Source organism: Sanguibacteroides sp. AM78-02pH3A (assembly GCF_027666085.1).
Classification (GTDB): domain Bacteria; phylum Bacteroidota; class Bacteroidia; order Bacteroidales; family Marinifilaceae; genus Gabonibacter; species Gabonibacter massiliensis.
Genome location: NZ_JAQEHX010000002.1, coordinates 254,574 through 275,060 on the forward strand (window position 1 = coordinate 254,574; position 20,487 = coordinate 275,060).

The window sequence follows — 20,487 nt, forward strand, 5'->3', positions numbered from 1 at the left end:
TCTCGCAACCTTTTTTTAATTTTAGGTGATTCGTAGTGTGTATTTTTGTAAAAATAAAAAATATAAAACTATGAAAAGTGGAGCTATATTGATTCTTATATTTTGGATAGTAATTATAGGATGTAATGGATCTAAAACATCGGACACAAAAAGTAATTTTCCGAAAAAAGATCTTGTATTACCTGAGGCATATGATACATTAACAAAGAAACAAGGGAATAAAGCATATCTGAAATTTGTTAAGAAACAATATGATTTTGGAACCATTAAGAAAGAAAAGTTTCCTCAAATAGCTATTAATTATGAATTCACGAATACAGGAGAAATCCCTCTTATTATATATAAAGCGGATATAACATGTAATTGTTTGTCTGCCGAGATTCCTAAGCGTCCGATTAATCCCAATGAAAGAGACACGATTAAAGTATTTGTCAATACGACCGGACAGCGGGGAGCTTTATACAAGACAATTTATATTAAATCGAATGCTAGCAATGATATCGAATCAATTCAAATCAAAGGTTTTGTAAAATAAATTTATGTCTAACAATAAAAACAGAATTATGAAAAGTCTATTATTATTAGGAATTGTTTTTGCCTCTTTCTTTCTATGTGCATGCCAGAAAGAGCTTCTTTACAGTTGTGATCCTGAAATAGATAAAATAGTCAGAAATAATATTTCGGAGGTACAAGTTATGGATAGAACTCAATGGCTTAACATTGAAAAACAAGATTTACAACAGGGATATTATGTGGCTTTTAGTTCCGAGCAAAAGCATACTTTCTGGAAAGAAAAATTGGCAGAAGTATTGGAGTTAGACTGGAGCGAACAAGAAAGAGCGCATCTGCTTATTTTAGTTGACTTTTTGGAAAAGAATCCGCAGATGTTTTCTCCGGATAAAAATCAAAAAGCGGATGATACATTCGATCTGTTTATGTATCGTTGGCAAGATGATGCGAAAGAAAAGTTGGGTTGGAACAAAAAGATGCTATACGCGATAGCCGCAACAGGGAACAAAATGTTAAATAAAGCAGGTGATATTGCATCTGCTTCCGATTCGGATCACCCTTTAGTTAAATCCCGATCTGAATCCGGTTCCGGCTCCGGTTGGAAGAATTGTAGTTGCTCGACGAAACAGGATTTTTGTGATTTGACCGGAGAATTTCAACAAAGATGTAGAGAGGACGCAGGATGTAAATTAGATTTTATCGATTGTGGATGGTTTAGGACACAAGCATGTGATGGTAATTGTCGTCATTTATGGGCTTAATTAACAATTTTATGAAGAAATATATATGGATTTTTATTAGTGCCGCCTTATTGGAGACTCTAATTTTCCCTTTAAGGGGGTTGTATTTACCGACTTATCCCTATTTAGGACATCAGGTCTGTCTGTTTATGGGAGCTATTCTATTTTTTCTATTAACAGTGTATATGTTACATAAGTATAAGAATAGGATAAAGCCTTCTTATGTAATTATTCTTTTGCTTATCGGAAGTTGTATTTTTGAACTGCCTAACGATATTTATCTTTATATACGTTACGGTTATCTAACAGCTTCTCCTCCGCAACTTCTTCTTCGCTGGATCGGCATCATTGGGGGATTAATCTATTGCAGGATGGAAAAGAAACAGCAGAAGATTTTCCTTTTGTTTTGCGGTATACTCGTAATTTTTTTGGCTTTATGGGGAAATCCTTATTGGTTAAAACTACTGTGAAAGATATTTTTATTAAAAAATCAAGTGATTTCGTGATTCGGAGACTAAAGTGGTAATAGTTGGATTTATGGAAAAACTGTTATTGGTTTCCAATATATAAATGGAATAAAATGATATCGAGTAGAAAAAATTATCATTTCTTTCTACTCGGTTTTATCTATCTGGAGAATATTTTAATTAAACATTAAATGAAAGGTAGAAGCAGATCTTTATCAGCAGGTCTAAAAATCATCCTTTTCCAATAACAATTCGTTATATTTTTGTTTCATTTTATCTTTTATATCGTCAATAATAATCGACGGTACTTTTACTTTTTTATTTTTTATATCTAAAACCGTTTTTTCAACCATTTTTCTATCTCCTTTCAATTCGTATAAGTTGACTAAATGGTATAAAGGTAAAAATCGGTTTGGGCACATCCTTGCTGCTGTCAGATAACAACATTCTGCCGCATATAAGTTTCCCAAATGATAGTAATTGTCGGCTAACAGGAGTTGAACATCAAAATCATTAAAATAGCGTGTACATAAAGTAAGTACGATAAGACTCTCCTTATATTGCTTATCTCGATGTAATGCTGCTGCATGATTATAGAGGAACATACCGTCTTTTCCCAACCATTCGTGTAAATCATGGTATTTTTTCCATCTATCGGAAGATCGGGAATACGTTATCACAAACCATTTTCTTTCTGCATGTATCCAATTGAATGTCCAACTGAGAAATAGAATACAAATACTATAACCGATAAAACGAAATACATTTAATTTCCATCCTGTTATTGATTGAAAAATACACTTGTCTTTCGTGGATAAAATGGCTAAATTCAACATTAGAATCAGGCAGATGAGTGGATATTTCAGAGGATATGAAAAACAACTTGCTATGGCAATGGCAAGTAAACTTGTACCTACGGGATGTAAAATTGCTTTTTGGTTGCATTGACCGTAGACCTGTATAATTCTGGTAATAAATAATCCGAAGAAACAGAGTCCTACTGTACCGTATTGTACGGCAAAGGCTAAGAATTCATTAAAAGGTGTTTGCACGTTATCTGCTAATATGCTGAAAATACTATCTGGATTTTGTCGGAAGTATTCGGCTTGATAACTCATGTAGTTTGCCGTAAAACCACCTTCTCCGGTTCCAATAATCCAATGATCCAGGAACATATTCCATGAACAGGTCCAAATTAAAATTCGTCCGTTTGCAGAATCTATTTTCCAGAAATATAAACCAATGAACAAGAAGATACAGGCTACGAGAAGAAGCCACCAAAATCTGCGTATAAATTTTTGAAATCGTAGCCTATTTTTGTTTTGACAGAATGCGAGCAAATATGCGGGTAGAATAATTAATACTCCTGTTCTTGAACCTGACAGTAGAATAGTACCTGTCAGTATACAGGAAGAAAAAATACCCCATAATTTAATACGTTTTTCATTGCTGGATATAAAAAACATAGAAAAAGGCAATATTGCTCCTAAAAATATGGCAATGCCTGCCGGATTGTCAAAATTACCTGTAACTGGATATTTTAAATGATAAATCTCTACCAAATTCAAATATTGTAATATTCCCCAACATGACATACAAACTCCGGAAAAGGAAACAATACTGTATAATTGATATAAATCTTTCCGATAGAATGAATGTTGTGAATAGGCAATATATAACAACAATAGAGACAAAAACATAATTCGTTCAGAAGGTGATGATCCTTCTGAACAAAATTGCCAAATGGTCCAATAGAAAACAAAACTTCCTGCAGTTAAAACACTTTTTGAAATGATGATTGTCTTTTTATGAGATAATATCCAGAAAATTAACATAATTGCGATGCTATTTATACTCAATATGCCCAAGGTTATATGCCTATTGATAAATAAATCTGGGATTAAAAAAGCAATAAAAAGTAGGAGTAACAAACAAATGACAGGAAATGAATAATGTTGAGTCATAGGATGTCCGTGTTTATTTCTTCTCGATTGTTTGAACGTTATGTAAATGCCTTGATATAATTGTATTACCAAAACTTAATTTTCTGGTCTTGGTAGGTAAAGATTCGTTCTTCGATGCCGGTCGTACGGTTACGGAGCCAGAGAAGTGCGTCTTTGGGAATGTTGTCGTACTCGAGGTAGTAATCCGTGGCTGTTTTCCGACCTAAAGATTGCCAGCCGTTCAGATCGTGGTAGAAAAGTTCGTATTCGTTTTCAGGGTAGATTCCGTTCCCGTCGCTTCGGGGGAGGCATATTATTTTAGCTATTTCGACGGGAGAATCAAAACGGATGTTAACTGCTTCGTCTTTTTTTACTCGTGTATTTGTAAGAGGATTGTGATCGAAACCTTTAGTAAAGATTGAATCTGTGGTTCCTTTTAATCGTTCTCCTCTGGAACTGATCAATATGATCTCACCGATATTTGTCGAAATGGGTGATGTGATTCGGTAGTGCCGGTATAATTTGCGGGTTTTAATTTCTCCGAACAAATAAGTGATCTCGGATGTTTCTAAATTTGTCAGGAGTGTATCTGATTCTTGGAGTTCAGGGTCATTGCTTCCTTCAAAAGTGATACGTTCGAGTTCTCGGGCATAGGAGAGTAAATTTTCGTTGAGAGGATATTTTCGTTTTATACGAATGACTTGACGTGTAGATGTATCTGGGATAAGGTATTCTACTTCTCCTTTCAGATTTAGTATAAACGGATAATTGATGATTGTCCTATTTTGCTTGTCGAAACAGACCGGAAGGTAGGCAATATCTTTGCCGATGTCTTTAAATTCAGCTTTTTTTCGTTTTACTTTGCCTATTGCTGTCGGTTGCCATTCCAAATTATTAAACACGCATAAGAAGGCGTAGTGAGGCATTGTATGTGACGAATTATTTACATGTACACGAATATTCTCCGTGTGTAAGTATTGACTGCTGATATCTTTGAGAAAAGGATCCCGGAACATTTCTGGTAGGTATTCGCCTTCGTGAGGAATAAGGGTTTTATTACGAGAATAGGTTTTCTGATAGACTTTTGCCGTTTTTTTTCCCGAAATACCAATGTCTTCGTATTCTTTGTATTCGGCAGAGATTGGCTTACACCAGTTGTGATAACCGTTACGATTTGCGAAATGAACAATATACTCGATTGTGGATGGGAATCCTAATGCCCTGAGTTTAAAATTATATTTTATGGACGCATGTGAACAATCTACATATATCTGTCTACCGAATAATTGTCGTATAAAAGAAAGATCGAAAGTTTTTTCAGACTCCGCAAACTCTTTTATGTATTGATAACCGTTTCTTAGGGAATGGATTTCAATGGTTTTCCGGGAAACATGTAGAGAGTCAATCCATAAATCCAATCGTTCGTTTTCAAAGCGGTAGGGCAGAAGGTATTCCAAAAATAGGTCGAAGGGATAATCTTCGAGCCAAGGGTATTGATTCAGCCGTTCGAACGAAAGATCGATGTGCCGAATCAGAAAATCTGCTTTAATGTGTTCGATGTCTTCCTCTTTTCGGGATGCATCTCGTAGCCAGTCGATTTTGCTTAAAGAGATATCCAAGGCTTTTTTGGCAAAATAGGAGGCTGTTGTGTCCGCGTAAATCTTTTCCCGGTACTCGTTGATTAACGTTCCTTGTATGGTGTAATGGCCCGGCATATTTTCGATTAGAAATTCGGCGGCTTTCAGCTTGAGGGCGTCTGCCGGATGTTGGGCATAGTGTGCAAGCACTTTTTCCAGCTCCTTCTGGTTTTCCTTAGCCAGTTTTAAAGCGTTTTCCAATTTTTCGTTCTTTTGTCCGCAGGAAGAAAAAAATATACACAACATCACACAAAAGTACATCGTTCTCATGGTTCTAAAATTAACATGTAAACATACAAAATATAAAGAGTGATCGATGCTGGAATGGTTGCGAATGGGTTGCGAATAGCGGGATAATGCAGGGTGTTTAATTGTAGGTTGTAGATTTTAAATTGTAAATTACAAAATGCAGCGTCCAATTTACAATTAGGAGATGGCCGTAGATTAAAAAAACAGGAGTTCGAGATTACATCGAACTCCTGTTTTTGATGGTAGATAGCATCCGTTGTCGGATGTTTCTATATGAATTTTTCCCGGTTGCGGGTGTTATTTAGGCCGAAGATGATAAAAAGGGTAGAGGCTACCAGCATGATAACCCGATTGTGGGCTACCGTGTTGAAAAAGATCTCCGGATTTTTATCTAACGGGACATTGAACGGATTGATAAATATGTTCCATTGACTGTTTCCCAGCTGTCCGTCCACTAAGTTAAGAATGAGACCGATGATAATAATTACCACGGAAGTCCCGTTTCCGTTTTTAATCACGGTACTCAGCATAAAGGAGAGAGTTCCGATAAAAAGAGCGGGAACCATCGTTTGAAATGTCAATTTGAATACGGGAACATCCACGATTACCCACCAGGTGAGAGTGGATAACAGAAGGGTGATCAGTAGGCAGATGACATAAGCGATAAGCAGACGGAACAGCCAGACCTTATAACTGTAATTCGGAATACCGAATATGATCTCTACGATTTTGGCATCCTGGTCATTTTGAATCCCGAAACACATGGGATAGAAAACGAGCAGAATACAAGGCATCATCAGCATGGAATAGGCAGTCGCTTGGGTAATTTCGTCATCTCCGAAAAGTTTTACGGTAACAATGATGATGAAAAAAACCAGAGCGGCTAACATGAAATAGAGAAACTTATTTCCAAAAATAATTTTAATATTGTATTGGACCAGTTTTTGAATCGTTGTCCAAATCTGTATCAGGATGTGTGGTTTTGAATTGATAACGCTCATTGTATATTCCTCCTTTTAAGAGGGCTATGACTTCGTCTTCAACCGAAGTTGAAGACGAAGTATGGTCCCGTGTTAAGTAATAATCTCTTCTTTGTTTTGAATCTTAACCGTTCGTAGTAACCACAGGTAAGAGTCTTCCAATGCCGGAAGTATTCTTTCCGCGTTTTCTGCCGGTTTTTCTTCGCTCAAGCAACGTACCCGGATGACGTCTCCCTGCCTGATGTGGTGTACGATCAACAAGTCGGACGGCAACTTCGTGAAGTCGCGGGCCGGGAGTTCGAAACTCCAGGTTACGTCTTTTGCGATATTTGCCATATCGTTCGGGGTTCCTAAGTATTTCAGTATTCCTTTGTTGATAACACCTACCTGGTTACAGGAACTGGCGATATCCTCGATGATGTGAGTCGAGAAGATCACGATCCGGTTACGGGAAAGCTCTACCAGCAAGTTACGGAAACGAATTCTCTCTCTGGGGTCTAATCCCGCGGTGGGTTCGTCAACAACGAGGATGCGCGGTAAATTCAGAAGCGTTTGGGCAATACCGATACGCTGTTTCATTCCTCCCGAAAATCCTCCGATCTTTTTGTCCTTGTTTTCATACATGTGGACGGCCGATAGGACCTCGCTGATACGATTGAAACGGGTTCGTTTGTCGTAAATACCCTTCAAAAGGGATTGATACTCTAAGAATTCCCAGGCGGTCAGGTTTTCGTATGTTCCGAATTCCTGCGGTAAATAACCGATCAGTCCCTGTAACTCTTCCCGTTTCTTTTGAGTGTCGATACCGTTGATGAAAATCTTGCCGTAACTTTGCTCGAAAATACCGCAGATGATACGCATAAGCGTGGTTTTTCCGGCCCCGTTCGGTCCCAATAATCCGAACATTCCGGTACGAATCTCAAGAGAGACGGAGCTTAATGCTTTGAAAGGCTTCTTTTTTGCTCCGATAATCGGGGTTTGAGCTGCCATCCGGAAGATGGTTTTACGCAGCATCCGGAAACGTCCGTCAATCAGATCGATATTGATATTTTCGTTATTGATTTTATTGGAAAGGAAGCGGGCTCCAATCGCCAAATACCAGAAAAGCCCGATAAAAACGGCTCCTCCGCTATTGTTGAATTTGCTGCTTCCCCAGTTCAGAATGATTAACGGGCCGATATAGTAGATGACCATGACCGTATATTCCAGTATCTTTTTTGCAAGATGCCATTCCCTGTTGATACTCAATTCATAGAAGATTTTTATAGTATTCAGGGTCATGAACCAAGAACATAGGGCGAAAACGATAGCCCAGAAAAATAGTACCTGATAGATAAAAGTAAAATAGAACAGGAAGACTGTAATAGGAACGAGCCAAACTAAAGCTTGGAGATCTTTCCAAGAGTAGTAGTAGGTTTTTAATCCTAAACGTTCCTTGACTTTTAGTCCGGAGGTCCATTCCCTGGTGAAGCGCGAAGGCCGTCCGTATATCTTCACTAAGTTACGGATCGTAATCACTAACTCCTCGTGCGGGGGAATAATATTGCTTTTTGCTCTGCGCAGACTATTCTCGAGGAACCAAGTAATTCCCGGAACCAACACGACTGCGATAATCAGGTAGAAAATACGATTCAATATTTCCGACGAGAAAATGAAGGTACAAACGACGCAGATAACAAATAGCGACAGTTGCAGGACTTTCATAAAGAGACTTTGCGTGCGTAGTCTCTTCAAAGCATCTTCCAATCCGGAATAAAGGGTAGGGATGATCACAAGAGTCAATAGGGTACTCATGGTCAATCCCCCGATAACGGTAATGGCAAAAGGAGCTCCCAATCCGGAAGCGGATTCGTCTTTTCCCATAGCTAACGGAATCATGGCGACGATAGTCGTTATAGCGGTGATCAGTATCGGACGCAGGCGGGAAAGTCCTGCCGTAATGATTGCCCGTTGCTTGCGGAAACCGTTTTTCCGCAACATGGTCGTGTAATCGATCAGAATAATACTGTTATTCACTACGATACCTATCAGGATGATAAAGCCGACATATACCTGGGCATTGTTCGCCACGGAATTATTGGTAAACAGTAAAAACAGCAACGAACCGATCGCTGCCAACGGGATGGTGAACATCAACACGATGGGAGCGGTGAGAGATTCGAAAACGGCGGCAAGGATCATATAGATAAGGACGAAAGCCGCAATGATCAGGAAGGTATAGTCTTCCGGTTGTTTTTCTTCGTGTACGATCTCTACGAAAACGCCGCTCGGAACGTCTGTTCCTTGTACCAATTCGTCGATCTGTAAACGGGAGGCTTCCAGCAAATCCTTGGATTCGTTGATATCGGATTTAAACATGTAGTTTATCTCCAATTGCTTTTCCTGGTTGACTCGTTTGACTCTTCCCTGTCCCTGTTCTAACCGGATCCGGCTAAAGTTATTCAATTGTATCAGGGCTTTTTTGCTGGTGGTGACATCTAAGTTACGCAGATCTTCCAAAGAGGGGTATTGTTGTTTTTCCTCTTTTTCCTTGTCGTAGTTGATATCCCGGATCGTGATGTCATATTCCTGATCTTTTGTTTTGAATTTTGCATTCGATACCGGACTTTCCGGTTGTAGGCCGGTGAGCTCTTGGCTTACTTCGGAGGGAGTGACTTCATTTACTTCCATCAGGTAGGGATCGAAATAGATACGTGCCTCTGGATCTCCGGGTAAGACATTTATGTTGGAGTAGGCTATTACATCCTCCAATTCTTTCAATTGATAGTCGATCAGATTGGCATAGCTGGTCATTTTTTCGAAATCCTCCCCTTTGATGACAATTTTTTCGGATTGACTTCCTCTTCCCATATACCTGAGCAGGTCGCTATTCCCGAGCAGACTGCTACCGCCACTGAAATTATCGCGGCTCTCGCTGGCATCCAAACTGATATCCGTAATATTTACTTTTTTAGCTAACTCTAAGATATCGGCTTTGAGTTTCTGGAGATTTTTACCGTTTATCTTTTCGAATTGGTCTTCTAACTTGATAATTAGGTTGGCTTTTTCCTTCTCTACGGTGGAAGAGAAGGTTTTTATTTCCGGAATGCCGGGCAATTCCTCTTCGAAACGCCGGATCAGTTCATCCGTTTTTTCTAACGTCGAACCGGAAGGGGTGGTGATCTCTACCTGGAAACTGTCATTTTGTATCTCTTTCAGGGTATTCAGAGATAGCGTGAGGGAGAGGACTACCGTAACGAAGAGAATGACGAGGGAGAATAAAATAACCTCCGTGGGTTTTCGTAATGCCATTTTTAAAATAGCTATATACATTTGAACCAAACGGTTGTGTATGGAAATGTTACTGAAATTGACATTGCCGGTCTCTTTTCTTAAAAGGTAGTTGATTGCCATCGGAATAAGCAATAGCGCCACGACTAAGGAGATGATCAAAGTCGTAATAATGGAGATTCCGATATGCTCTCCGATCATTTTTATGATGTAGTCATTGGTGAACAGGAAGGGAAGAAAAACGGTAACGGTGGTTACCGTGGCTGCCAGAATGGCTTTCCATACCTCGGTAGTCCCTCGTACGCAAGCTTCTTCCGTGGGCATACCTGTAGCTTTTAGTCGATAGATGTTTTCCATGACCACGATGGAATTGTCCAATAACATCCCGACAGCAAGAGCAAGTCCTGTAAGCGTCAGGGTGTTGATCGTGATACCCGAAAGGTAGAAGAAATAGAAAGAGGAGAATACGGAGATCGGGATGGCAAAGGCCACGATGCTGACGATTTTTATTTTCCGTAAAAACAGGAATAGTACGATGATTGCCAGAAATGCTCCGCTAATCGCCAAATCAATGATGGAATTGATATTTTTATTCATGATTTCGGCCGTATCGGAGTCGATCTCAATGGAAATTCCCTTGGATTTAAGTTCCTCGTTCAGGCGGTCGATTTCCGCACGAGTTCTTTTGGAGAGTTCGATAACATTAACTGTCGGGGATTTGGAAAGAACACAAGAGACCACCTCTTTTCCTTTGGTTCTGGAATAAGTTTCCTCTTCTTTTACCCCGAATCGGATCTCCGCGATGTCTTTCAATAAAATCGGTCCTTTGGCCACAACGATGTTGCCGAGGTCTTCCGTGTTAAGGTATTCTGCCGTTATATTGGCAAAATAGCGTTTGTTTCCGTCGTAGGTAAGACCGATAAAGTTTTTTCCTGTTTGATTATTTGAAATCAGGTTACTGATGGTGGATTTGGTAATATTTAAAGCCTTGCATTTATCCGGATCGACGATAATCTCGATGGTTTTTTGCCGTCCTCCCCTTGCTTTTACGGAGGCCATTCCCTCCACGCTGTTCAGGTAGGGGACGATATCCTCGTCCGTGATATTGCGTACATAATCGATATCGCCTTCCCCGAGAATCAGTAAGTGCATAAATTGGTCGTTGGAAGACCCCGAGTAACCTTTACTGACGGATAGTTTGAAGATTTCCGGAACGGAGGACTGGGTGGATTTTATTTTTTGCTCCATTTGCAGGAAAGCATATTTTAGGTCCACATCTTGGTTTAAAGAAACCTTAATATCGGCACCTCTCGAGTAGTATTGCGATTCGATTTTTTCAATCCCTTGCTGGGAGCGGATAGCTCCTTCCACCGGAATAACCGCATATTTTTCAACGTAATCCAAATCGAGTTCATTTTGGGCGTTGATACTCACGTACAATACCGGAAGATCGGCATTGGGATATAATTCCATGGGAATGTATTTGTAGGAAAATACGCCCATGAGAACTAATCCGATGAATAACATCGATATAAGAACCCTTCTTTTTATGATCGTGTTCATTCCACTTTCTTTTTCTTATCAATAATATAATACACGCACGGGATGACAATCAGTGTCATGACGGTGGAGGTCGCCAATCCACCGATTACCGCGAGAGCCATCGGGGAACGCAGGGAAGCTCCCTCCCCGAAACCGAAACACATGGGCAGTAAGGCCAAAATAGTAGTGGCACTGGTCATAATGATTGGGCGTATTCTGAATTGAGCCGCCATCATGATCGCCTCTTCCAGCGGGTGGCCTTCGGCCTTCAGGCGGTTGATGGCATCCACTAAAATGATGGAACTGTTTACGGCTATACCCGCTAACATGATGATACCGATAAAAGCCATCATATTGAGAGTATCTCCCGTGAGCAGGAAAGCCCAAATACATCCTACTCCCGCTAAAGGAATGGTAAGCAGGATGGTGAACGGATGTCGTAACGATTCGAATTGGGCTGCCATCACCATATAGACCAGAAGAATGGAGAGGAACAGGGCAAATCCCAGTCCTCCGAATGATTCCTGACGCATCTCCTCCTCTCCGGTAATCTTTGCCGTGTATTTTGCAGGGAACTCTACCTCCGCTATTTGTTTTTTTACTTGTGGGGCGATGTGGCCTAACGTGTATCCTTTTTCCAACATGGCCGTTACTCTTCCGATCCGGCTCTGGTTATTCCGGGTGATCTCCTTGGGAGCCGTCACGATCGAAATATCGGCAATCTCGTCCAAGCGGTATTTTTTATCGCTTTGGCTGATTTCGATACTTCCTAATTCGGCTAAGGAGACTTCAGGAACCTTAATATTGATGTCGATGCTTTCTCCTTTGTTATCGAAAGTCCCGGCCTCTTTTCCTTGTAGTTTGTTTTTTATCTGACCGGTGACATCACTGATATTGATCCCGTATATACCGCTTTTTATGCGGTCTATTTGTATATTGACCTCAGGAGCTCCGTTTTCCATGGAGGTTTTGATATCGTATAAACCGGCAATACCCGTTATTTTTTGTTTGATTTCCTTACACAGTCCGTCAATGGTTTCCAGCTCTTCGCCCTTTACCTCTACAACTAAGGGTGCACCCTCCGTACCCAGGATACTTTGTAACGTTGATTCTCCCTGTTGATAGGAGATTTCCATGCCATTCTGGAGCGGATAAGTTTCACTGATGTTGGAAATAAAGTAGTCGGCATTCAATTTAGACTCTTTTTTTAACTTTACCTTTATTTGGGCTTGATGTTCTCCCTCTAATTTTTCTCCGTTGGGATCGTTGATATTCGATGGGCCTATGATGGAGTAAATCCATTCGATGTCATCTTCTCCCAAGGCTTTTATCGTTTCTTCGATTCCTCCTGCTGCTGCATCCGTACTTCTAAGGCGCAATCCGGGTTCCATGGAAAGGGTGATGGCAAATTCCTTGGAATCGGCTTTCGGCATAAATTCCATCCCGATAAAGGGTAACATAAGGTAAGAGACAACCATAAGGATAAAGGCAACTAAAATGACCGCGTATTTTCTTTTTAATACTCGTCCCACGAAATTACCGAATCCTTTGATGGAGATAGCACGGCTTTTTACGTCCTGATTTTTTTTCACGAATCGGGAAGCCAGCATGGGAATAAATAGGATGGAAACGAATAGCGAGGAGAGAAGCGAAAAGCTAACGGTCCAAGCCTGTTCTTTAAAAAGTTCTCCCGCGGCTCCCTGTAAATAGACGATAGGTAGAAATACCACGATTGTTGTCAAAGTAGAGGCCGTGATGGCTCCGGCAACTTCGGAGGTTCCCGTGACGGCGGCCTGCGCCGGAGAGAGTTTGTTTTCATCTAAGTTCCGGAAAATATTTTCCATGACCACGATGGCATTGTCTACCAGCATTCCGGCTCCCAAGGCAAGCCCCCCCAATGTCATGATATTGATGGATAATCCGTTAAAGTACATCAGGTTGAATGTGGCGATAATGGAGATAGGAATAGAGACACTTACGATTAAGGTCATGTTTATACGTCTTAAGAAGACATACAAAATTATAACCGCCAATAAAATTCCCAAAAGAGCGGAGTCTTTCACTTCGTTAATGGAACTTCCGATAAAATCTCCTTGATTGCTGATGATATGGAAATTATAAGCCGGCATGCTTTTTTGAAATTCCTGTAATTTGGTTAAAAGATTATCGACGGCATTGACGGTATTGTATTTATTCTCTTTGAAAATACTGATACCGAGGCAACGTTCCCCGTTATACCGGACTATATTTTCCGGCTCCTGGTTCCGGATCGTAACGGTGGCCACGTCTTTCAGGAAGATCGGGGCTTTGGCTTTACTGGAAGAGCTGCTTGTTGCCCCAGAGCTTTCTCCGCTATTGCCGGAAGATGTTGTTTCTTTGAAAGCAACGATGATATTTTCAATATCATCGACGGTTTTGATGAGGTTAACCCCTTTTACGGTATAGGTAATATCTCCCTCTTCGATGGTCCCGCCCGAAACATTGGTGTTTAAACCTTCGATTTTACTGGCGATAGTATTGGCATCCAGATTGAAAGCATCCAACATATAGCTGTCGGTATTGATCTCTACGATGGCCGTTTCCTGTCCGTTGAGCTGGATATCGGCAATGCCTTCCACTCTCACTAATTCGTTGCGCATATAGTTCTCCGCTATCTTACGGAGCTCGTTCATGTCATTGATTTCATTATGCGTCAAAGCGATGGTCAATATGGGAGTAGCGTTGGCATCGTAGCGCGTAACATTCAACTCATCGACACCGTCTTCTTGAGACATCTGAGACAGGTTCCGTTGCAGATCCAGGAAGGCGGCATCCATGTCTTGGTCCCAGGCGTATTCGACGGTGATTTTGGCGTTTCCGACTTTGGAAACACTGTACACGCTGCTAACTCCTTCCGAGCGGGCGATCTGGGATTCGGCTTTGGAAGCGAATAGTTTTTCAACTTCTTCCGGCGGACGCTGACCGCATTTTATCTCAACGTATAGGGACGGATTTTTTAAATCCGGAAACAAGTCCGTTCCCAATTTATTATAGGATATTGTTCCGAGCAGACACACCGCTAAGGTAAGCATGAGTACGCTTACCGGGTATTTGACTGCAAATTTTGTAATGCTGTTCATATATATGAATTTTAGATTTTAGATTTTAGATTACATACTGTGTCATGGTCTTTGCATGCTTAAAATGCTAAACTCTAAAAATTATTTCATGATTTTTACTCTGCTTCTGTTTCTCAGGTACTCATATCCTTTGGTGACGATCTTGTCTCCGGCATTCAAACCGCTTTCGATTTCAATGAACCGATCGTCGCTGATTCCGGTTTTAACCATTTTTTCTTCGGCCATGTTTCGTTCCACGGTAAAGACGGAGATCATTCTCCGCGAGCTGATCAGCTCTTTCGGAATGGCGACTACCGAGTCTTTTTGCAGGGTGATGATGTCTCCTTTGGCAAACATTCCCGGACGGAGTTTTAAATTGGGATTATCGATGGTAATAAAACCGGAAAAGGTCCGAGTCTCTTCGTTGATGGCCGGAGAGAGTTGGGTTACATGTCCCGATAGGGTGTCCGATTTGATATTGTAATTGGTAACCAAAACTTTCTGGCCTACCTTTACCTTTTCGATGGCATTTTCCGGAAGTTCGATCTCCATATACATCTTGCTGTAATCCATAATACCTAATAGTACCTCATTGGAAGCAACGTCTACATTGGGCGTATAATAGGGAAGATTGACAATGACTCCTTTAAAGGGGGCTCTGATATTCAATTTGTCGAGGTCCATCTTGGCTTTTTCCAATCCTAATTCGGCAGAAAGCAGACTTTTTTTTGCATTTAATAGATCTGTTTCCGTAACCCCTCCTTTCTCTAATAAGATCTCTTTCGCTTTTACATCCTTTTTCGCAATACCAAGTTCCATCTCTTTGGTTTCCAAAGAAACGGTATTTTCCTGTTCCTTATTTTCGAGACGGATGATAACGGCTCCTTTTTCGACGATATCGCCTAATTTATAGGGACGCCCGGTTTTGGGATTGGTTTGTAAGATATATTTTCCCGTGACTTCGGCTTTGACTTCTGCCTTTTGGCTTGCCTTGGCCGTTCCGGTGGTGGTGGTCAGTTGCCGGATCGTACGTTTGCCTACTTCCGATAACCATACCGGGGTGGGGTTTTCGTTTCCCGAACCCATTCTCGGACTATTACATCCGTTTAAAGCAAATGCTAATAGTATAAAGCCGATGTATTTCATATTTTTATTGATCATGATTTCTATGTTTTTAAAGTTAGTAGATTATTTTAACAGATCCACGGGGAAGTAGGAGGTATTAGTTTGGAAATCCCACAGCGTGTTTATTTTCAATTCCAATAATTTTTCTTTATATTGAATAATTGCACTGGTATAGTTTTCTTTAGCTGTCGTTAATTTGTCTTGAAAATCTTGTAGATCTTTGTAACTTAGCTGACCGGCTTGATAGGTTTGATATTTAATGTCGTATATGATTTCAGCATTATCTACTCTTTTTTTAGCAATGGAAATTTCTTTATATAATTGAGGAAGATTCCTGCAAATTTGGCGAATTTGAATAATAATATTTTTTTTCTGTTCCTCAAAATTAATTTCTTGAGATTCGTTAGCTAACTCGGTACTTCTGATATTTGCTTTACGTGCTCCCCAGTCGAAAATAGGTATGGAAACATTGAGACGAATGTCTTGCTTATCCTGAAGGTTTTGGAAAGCTCCCGTGAAATTACTGCTGTTATTCCATAATCCGACAGTGGCGGAAATCTCTCCGCTGAATTTATCTTCTGCTTTTATTTTTATAAGATTAAGTAAACCTTCTTGAATTGTAATATTTTGTTGCATTAATTCCATTCGTTGGTCCAAGGCGTATTTTATGGCTAAATCCATATCTACATGTATGGGTTCAACTTCTGTTTTAGGAAGAACGGAGATATCTTCGTCCAAAGGCAGGCCTAATAGTTTTTTAAAATTGTCTTTTGTATTGGCGTAATCAATTTGAGCTTTTGCCAAACTTATTTCAGCATCATCTATATTTACTTCAGCTTCTAATAAATCTACTTTCGGGCGATTATCCTGTTCAACCAAAGCTTTGGTTAATTCATAAGTCGCTTTTGCCTGTTTATAGCTTTCCTGTTGATTTATCAAGCTTTTATAACTTCTATATACGCTATAAAACTGAGAGGTTACAGATGTTTCAATGGTTAATTGTTTTAGTGCATAATCAATCTTGGATTTTTCAAGATTGTATTCTATTTCTTTCAGTTGCATTTTCAATTCATTGTATTTAAAAATGGGTTGTGAAAGAGTAAGGGAAAGGTCGTTGTTGAAATAAGTGCTTTTTCCTCCTTGCGATTGATTACTTGCATCCTGCCAGTCTAAACTTTGAGTTAAGGATATGCTACCACCTGTCCATATAATGGGTTGGTTTATCGTAAAACTACCCCTGGAAGACATCACTTTAGATATGTAGTTTTTCGATTCGTAATCGAAATAGACATTTTGTCGGGAATACTGAAAAGGGGATAAATTCAAACTGAATTTTGATTTGAGCATAGCTTTCTGGCGGACAAGACTTAATTCACTTTGCTCTAAAGTTATCTTACTTTGAATTAAATCGGGACTGTTTTTGTAGGCAATCTCGAGCGCTTTTTCCAAAGTCAGGACCTGAACTTCCTGTGCGGAAACACGTTGGGAAAGCCATCCGGTTAAGCCGATGGTTAATAAAAGTAGTGCTGTGATTTTTTTCATAAAAGTGCTGGTTTATTTGTTATTTTTCTTTGTTTTGAAATACCCACCGAACAGCATCTGCGTAAATCACTTGATTGGGATTCGATCCTTTGTCGCTCAGAATAACTTTAGCCTCTCCGGGAGAGAAATGGAAGCTGCCTAATGAAACCCAATCCTGGGTATTTTCATTGGTCTCGATAGAAACCTCTTCCTCCCCGTCATCATGTTTTACGGTATAATATTGCATGTTTGATTCTTCGCGTCTCCATCCCCACACGATTCTTGCGTTATAGACAAAAACCTCGTAAAAACCGGGAGTCTCTATCTGGGCTACCCATTCGGCTTTATTGTTCCCGTTTCCGGTTTTTTTATAATAGCCGCTGTTGATATATTCCCCGTAGAAATTGGTACCCACGGTAGCCGTCCAACGGGTAGGAGGCATCCAAGTCGTCAGGTTTTTGTATTTGTCTTCTTGCGGTTTCTTAAATATGGATTGGAGGGTTGTCTTCTGGTTGGACTCGATCAAATGGAAATTTTGATCCTCGTTGTCCACGATAATATCTTTGGGATTGTATTCAAAAAGGGTTGCATCCGTGTTAAACATACCGGTGGTCATCTCTTTGGTCTCCGTGTTTATTTTGGAAAAATTATAGACGATATCGCTTGGTATGTTTTGGGCGATATTGGTGTTAATGTCGATATTACGGGGTCGCTCGTCACACAGCGTTTTAATCTCTTTATAGGATTTAGCCGGAATAATATAATGCTGTAACGGTTTTTCCTGTTGTCGGCCTCTCCCTCTTCTGCCCCATTCTCCTTCTTCGATATTTACGGAAACGATACCTTCTACTTCCGTCGGATTGTGAATCTTAAATTGAACAACGTATTTCGTGTAGTCGTCGACCACGACTTTATCCGCATTGATTCCTTTCACAATGAATAAAGGGGTTTGGTTGATCGTATACCATTGGGGGATAAAATCCATCAGATTGATATTGAATTTTCTCATAAAAGAGTTATTCAATACCGTGAAATTGATCTCTTTAAACTGGTAATCTTTCATGAATTGTGTCATGAACTTATTATAATCTGCCAAAGGTATTTGAGAGGTGAGGTAATTACGCAGGTAATTTCCTTTGAGCTTAAGCATCTCGTAAAATACTTCCGGGGAGAGCGAACGGTCCAGAACAGCTTGTTCGAAACTCTTTTCCTTTAAGAATGCGGATGCTTTCTGAGCATCGCTCATACCGGAAAATCTCCTTCTCCACCTTGACCACGGATCATTTTCTTCTTGCTTGAACATCGTATTCAAAAGAATATCCATGACAGGGAAGTTGTGTGAATAGATAAAATTAGCATGATTGAAATAGAATCCGGAAAAATCAAAAGGATTTAATTTGGATGTCCCGTTCCAGCCGGACGAGAAGATGCTATTTACAAATAGATTTCCTGTCTCTTCATATTTACTTTCATTCAAAAAACACCAGGTAATGAAATCTCTGAAAACTCTGGTTTCTATTTCCGTTTCGTCTATCGTTCCCCGGTTCGGCCCTCCTCCCCTTTGTCTTTGCATTTTTTTGGCAAGCTTGAAGTTCCCGCTGGGAAGAGTTGTTCCTCTTTCGGGAATAAAAGCTATCTCCGGTTGGATGAATTCACTGTAACCTTTCCAATTTCGAACGTATGAAGCGAATGACACCGGAGTTTCTGCCAGAATCAGTTTTTCGAACGGATAGACCCTGTTTTTCCGGCTTTCGTATTGATTTTTGATGTCTGAGATAATACTGCCTAAGGTATCTTTTAAATTCGTAAATTCTTTCGAGAAGTAGTCATGCCCTTTAAAATGATATAATTCAAATAGGACGGAATCCACCGTGATGGACTTTTTTTCGTAATTTCCGATAGCCAGACTGATGGAAGGTAGTCTATGTGTATTATGGAAAATGATGGTATCTCCTGATTGGGAGGACGTTCCCTGAGAAAGTACCGTTTGTTTTTCGGTGGGGATGACTTTCAATGAAAAATGGGTAAAATTCTTTTGAATATTATAAGGAGCTTCCGGGTTCATTGGCGGGAATGTGACCGGATACCATAAAACTTCGGGGGTCAATAGGGTAAAGTCGTTTTGAACGAAAGCGTATCTCTTCCCGAACCGCAGGATGCTGCTACCGGTTTGTGTATCGTAGTATTCCTCGTCTTGTACTTCTAAGTAACCAATGTTTTCACTCACCTTGCCCTCGTACCGGATTTGTAAATCTACTATTTGATAAGGGGTTAATTCCTTGTCTATAACGAGTATCTGCTCGTCTCTTTTAAACGGTAGTTTGGTACCCTCGTGAGAGACCTCCGTCACCTGCAGGGTAGGATTCAGATAGATCAGGACAGAATTGATTTTCCGGTGGTTTCTGTTTTGAACGGTTAGATGAGCGTCGACGAAGATTTGATTACCTTTTTGGGAATAAATCAGCTCTTCGGACAGAAGGTTTACTTTGTCGTGGGAGTTGTAAGCCTGGTATTTTTCGATATAACGGCTTCTTAACGTGTCGTTATGACGGAATTGCCATAGATAGGACAAGTTCGCTCCTATACCTAATAATAGGATAATGATCCCCAGTGTGTTTAATAAGATTCTCTTTTTGGGATGATGGGGAAGACGTTTTACCAAAGCGATGGTGAAAGAGAGCAGGCTAATGCCTAAAAGCAGGAAAGAACTTCTTTGCAACAAATAATCCGATAGAACGGGATGTCCCGAAATGTCGGAAAAAATATTGGGCAGCGTGAGTGCGAAGAAATCGAATGCACCGTGTTCGATATTTCCTAAATAGAACAGGGTTACTCCGATATAGCCTAACAGAATGACGAAAGTTACCGCCTGATTCTTTACGAAACACATGACCATGAACGAGAGTCCCAGGATGAATACGAGAGACGGAATGGACAGCGTTAAAAGGTAGAAGACGTAAGGAAGTAAATTGAACGGAGATTCACTTACATAGAGGTTGATGAATGCTGCAACCAGTAAAGCGAGAATGTTTAGAGAGATGAAGACTTTAATGATTCCCCAGCTTTTCCCGATAACGTAATCCGCGTTGCTCATCGGACGGACATAGACGACTTCCGCCGTGTCTAATTTTTGGTCTCTTTTTAAAAAACTACCGGCTAAAAAAATGGCAATGACCGATTGTGCGATATTGAAAATATAAATATTGACGAATGGGATAGAGGAGGACATCGCCACCATATTCCATTGGTACCAAAAAAGATTGGCTTGAGTAGTCAAATGGAAAAACGTGATTACTAATAAGGAGAGGATGGCGAAAATACGAAATAACCAACTTCTTCGTAAGAGTTTGGCTTCGTAACGGGAAACGGTATGTATATTATGTAGATTCATCGTTTTTTAATTTT

General features: G+C 40.2%; 11 protein-coding genes. 3 read left to right on the forward strand and 8 right to left on the reverse strand.

Going from position 1 to position 20,487, the window contains the following annotated elements:
- The first annotated feature begins 70 nt into the window (after positions 1-70).
- Genes PGR74_RS03895 through PGR74_RS03905 form a run of 3 tightly spaced genes read left to right on the forward strand, consistent with a single transcriptional unit; the run spans position 71 to position 1,720 of the window.
- Positions 71-535: a DUF1573 domain-containing protein gene (locus PGR74_RS03895; protein WP_270516739.1), complete on the forward strand. Its 465-nt coding sequence runs from the start codon at positions 71-73 to the stop codon at positions 533-535.
- Positions 536-563: 28 nt separating this feature from the next.
- A complete protein-coding gene (locus PGR74_RS03900; RefSeq protein ID WP_270516741.1) occupies positions 564-1,271 on the forward strand; it encodes a bacteriocin fulvocin C-related protein in 708 nt (235 codons plus the stop codon).
- An 11-nt stretch (positions 1,272-1,282) separates the two neighbouring features.
- Positions 1,283-1,720 carry a hypothetical protein gene (locus PGR74_RS03905; RefSeq protein WP_152616166.1) on the forward strand — a complete coding sequence of 146 codons (438 nt, stop codon included), beginning with the start codon at positions 1,283-1,285 and terminating at the stop codon, positions 1,718-1,720.
- Positions 1,721-1,941: 221 nt separating this feature from the next.
- Here the strand turns inward: PGR74_RS03905 and PGR74_RS03910 are convergent, their stop codons facing one another.
- The 8 genes from PGR74_RS03910 to PGR74_RS03945 all read right to left on the reverse strand — a co-directional run bounded on the left by PGR74_RS03910 (position 1,942) and on the right by PGR74_RS03945 (position 20,473).
- Positions 1,942-3,552, reverse strand: coding sequence for an O-antigen ligase family protein (locus PGR74_RS03910; RefSeq protein ID WP_270516743.1), 1,611 nt, complete (start codon positions 3,550-3,552; stop codon positions 1,942-1,944).
- 194 nt (positions 3,553-3,746) lie between these two features.
- Entirely contained in the window at positions 3,747-5,567 is a 1,821-nt protein-coding gene (locus PGR74_RS03915) for a hypothetical protein (RefSeq protein ID WP_152616167.1), read from the reverse strand.
- Positions 5,568-5,815: 248 nt separating this feature from the next.
- Complete coding sequence (locus tag PGR74_RS03920; RefSeq protein WP_041503290.1) at positions 5,816-6,547, reverse strand: hypothetical protein; 732 nt, start codon at positions 6,545-6,547, stop codon at positions 5,816-5,818.
- A 72-nt stretch (positions 6,548-6,619) separates the two neighbouring features.
- Positions 6,620-11,359 (reverse strand): efflux RND transporter permease subunit, encoded by a 4,740-nt coding sequence (locus PGR74_RS03925; protein WP_110688474.1) that lies wholly within the window; start codon positions 11,357-11,359, stop codon positions 6,620-6,622.
- Positions 11,356-14,457 (reverse strand): efflux RND transporter permease subunit, encoded by a 3,102-nt coding sequence (locus PGR74_RS03930; RefSeq protein WP_041503292.1) that lies wholly within the window; start codon positions 14,455-14,457, stop codon positions 11,356-11,358. Before PGR74_RS03930 ends, PGR74_RS03925 begins: the two co-directional genes overlap by 4 nt.
- An 81-nt stretch (positions 14,458-14,538) precedes the next feature.
- Positions 14,539-15,597, reverse strand: coding sequence for an efflux RND transporter periplasmic adaptor subunit (locus PGR74_RS03935; protein WP_041503293.1), 1,059 nt, complete (start codon positions 15,595-15,597; stop codon positions 14,539-14,541).
- Positions 15,598-15,624: 27 nt separating this feature from the next.
- Positions 15,625-17,103, reverse strand: a complete 1,479-nt coding sequence (locus tag PGR74_RS03940; RefSeq protein ID WP_041503294.1) for a TolC family protein — start codon at positions 17,101-17,103, stop codon at positions 15,625-15,627.
- Between the two features lie 19 nt (positions 17,104-17,122).
- Positions 17,123-20,473 carry a golvesin C-terminal-like domain-containing protein gene (locus PGR74_RS03945; protein ID WP_041505228.1) on the reverse strand — a complete coding sequence of 1,117 codons (3,351 nt, stop codon included), beginning with the start codon at positions 20,471-20,473 and terminating at the stop codon, positions 17,123-17,125.
- Between the last annotated feature and the right edge of the window lie 14 nt (positions 20,474-20,487).

Excerpts from the sequence above, each read along its gene's own strand:
- PGR74_RS03895 (WP_270516739.1), top strand. The coding sequence starts at position 71 with ATGAAAAGTGGAGCTATATTGATTCTTATATTTTGGATAGTAATTATA.
- PGR74_RS03900 (WP_270516741.1), top strand. The coding sequence starts at position 564 with ATGAAAAGTCTATTATTATTAGGAATTGTTTTTGCCTCTTTCTTTCTA.
- PGR74_RS03905 (WP_152616166.1), top strand. The coding sequence starts at position 1,283 with ATGAAGAAATATATATGGATTTTTATTAGTGCCGCCTTATTGGAGACT.
- PGR74_RS03910 (WP_270516743.1), bottom strand. The coding sequence starts at position 3,552 with ATGTTAATTTTCTGGATATTATCTCATAAAAAGACAATCATCATTTCA.
- PGR74_RS03915 (WP_152616167.1), bottom strand. The coding sequence starts at position 5,567 with ATGAGAACGATGTACTTTTGTGTGATGTTGTGTATATTTTTTTCTTCC.
- PGR74_RS03920 (WP_041503290.1), bottom strand. The coding sequence starts at position 6,547 with ATGAGCGTTATCAATTCAAAACCACACATCCTGATACAGATTTGGACA.
- PGR74_RS03925 (WP_110688474.1), bottom strand. The coding sequence starts at position 11,359 with ATGAACACGATCATAAAAAGAAGGGTTCTTATATCGATGTTATTCATC.
- PGR74_RS03930 (WP_041503292.1), bottom strand. The coding sequence starts at position 14,457 with ATGAACAGCATTACAAAATTTGCAGTCAAATACCCGGTAAGCGTACTC.
- PGR74_RS03935 (WP_041503293.1), bottom strand. The coding sequence starts at position 15,597 with ATGATCAATAAAAATATGAAATACATCGGCTTTATACTATTAGCATTT.
- PGR74_RS03940 (WP_041503294.1), bottom strand. The coding sequence starts at position 17,103 with ATGAAAAAAATCACAGCACTACTTTTATTAACCATCGGCTTAACCGGA.
- PGR74_RS03945 (WP_041505228.1), bottom strand. The coding sequence starts at position 20,473 with ATGAATCTACATAATATACATACCGTTTCCCGTTACGAAGCCAAACTC.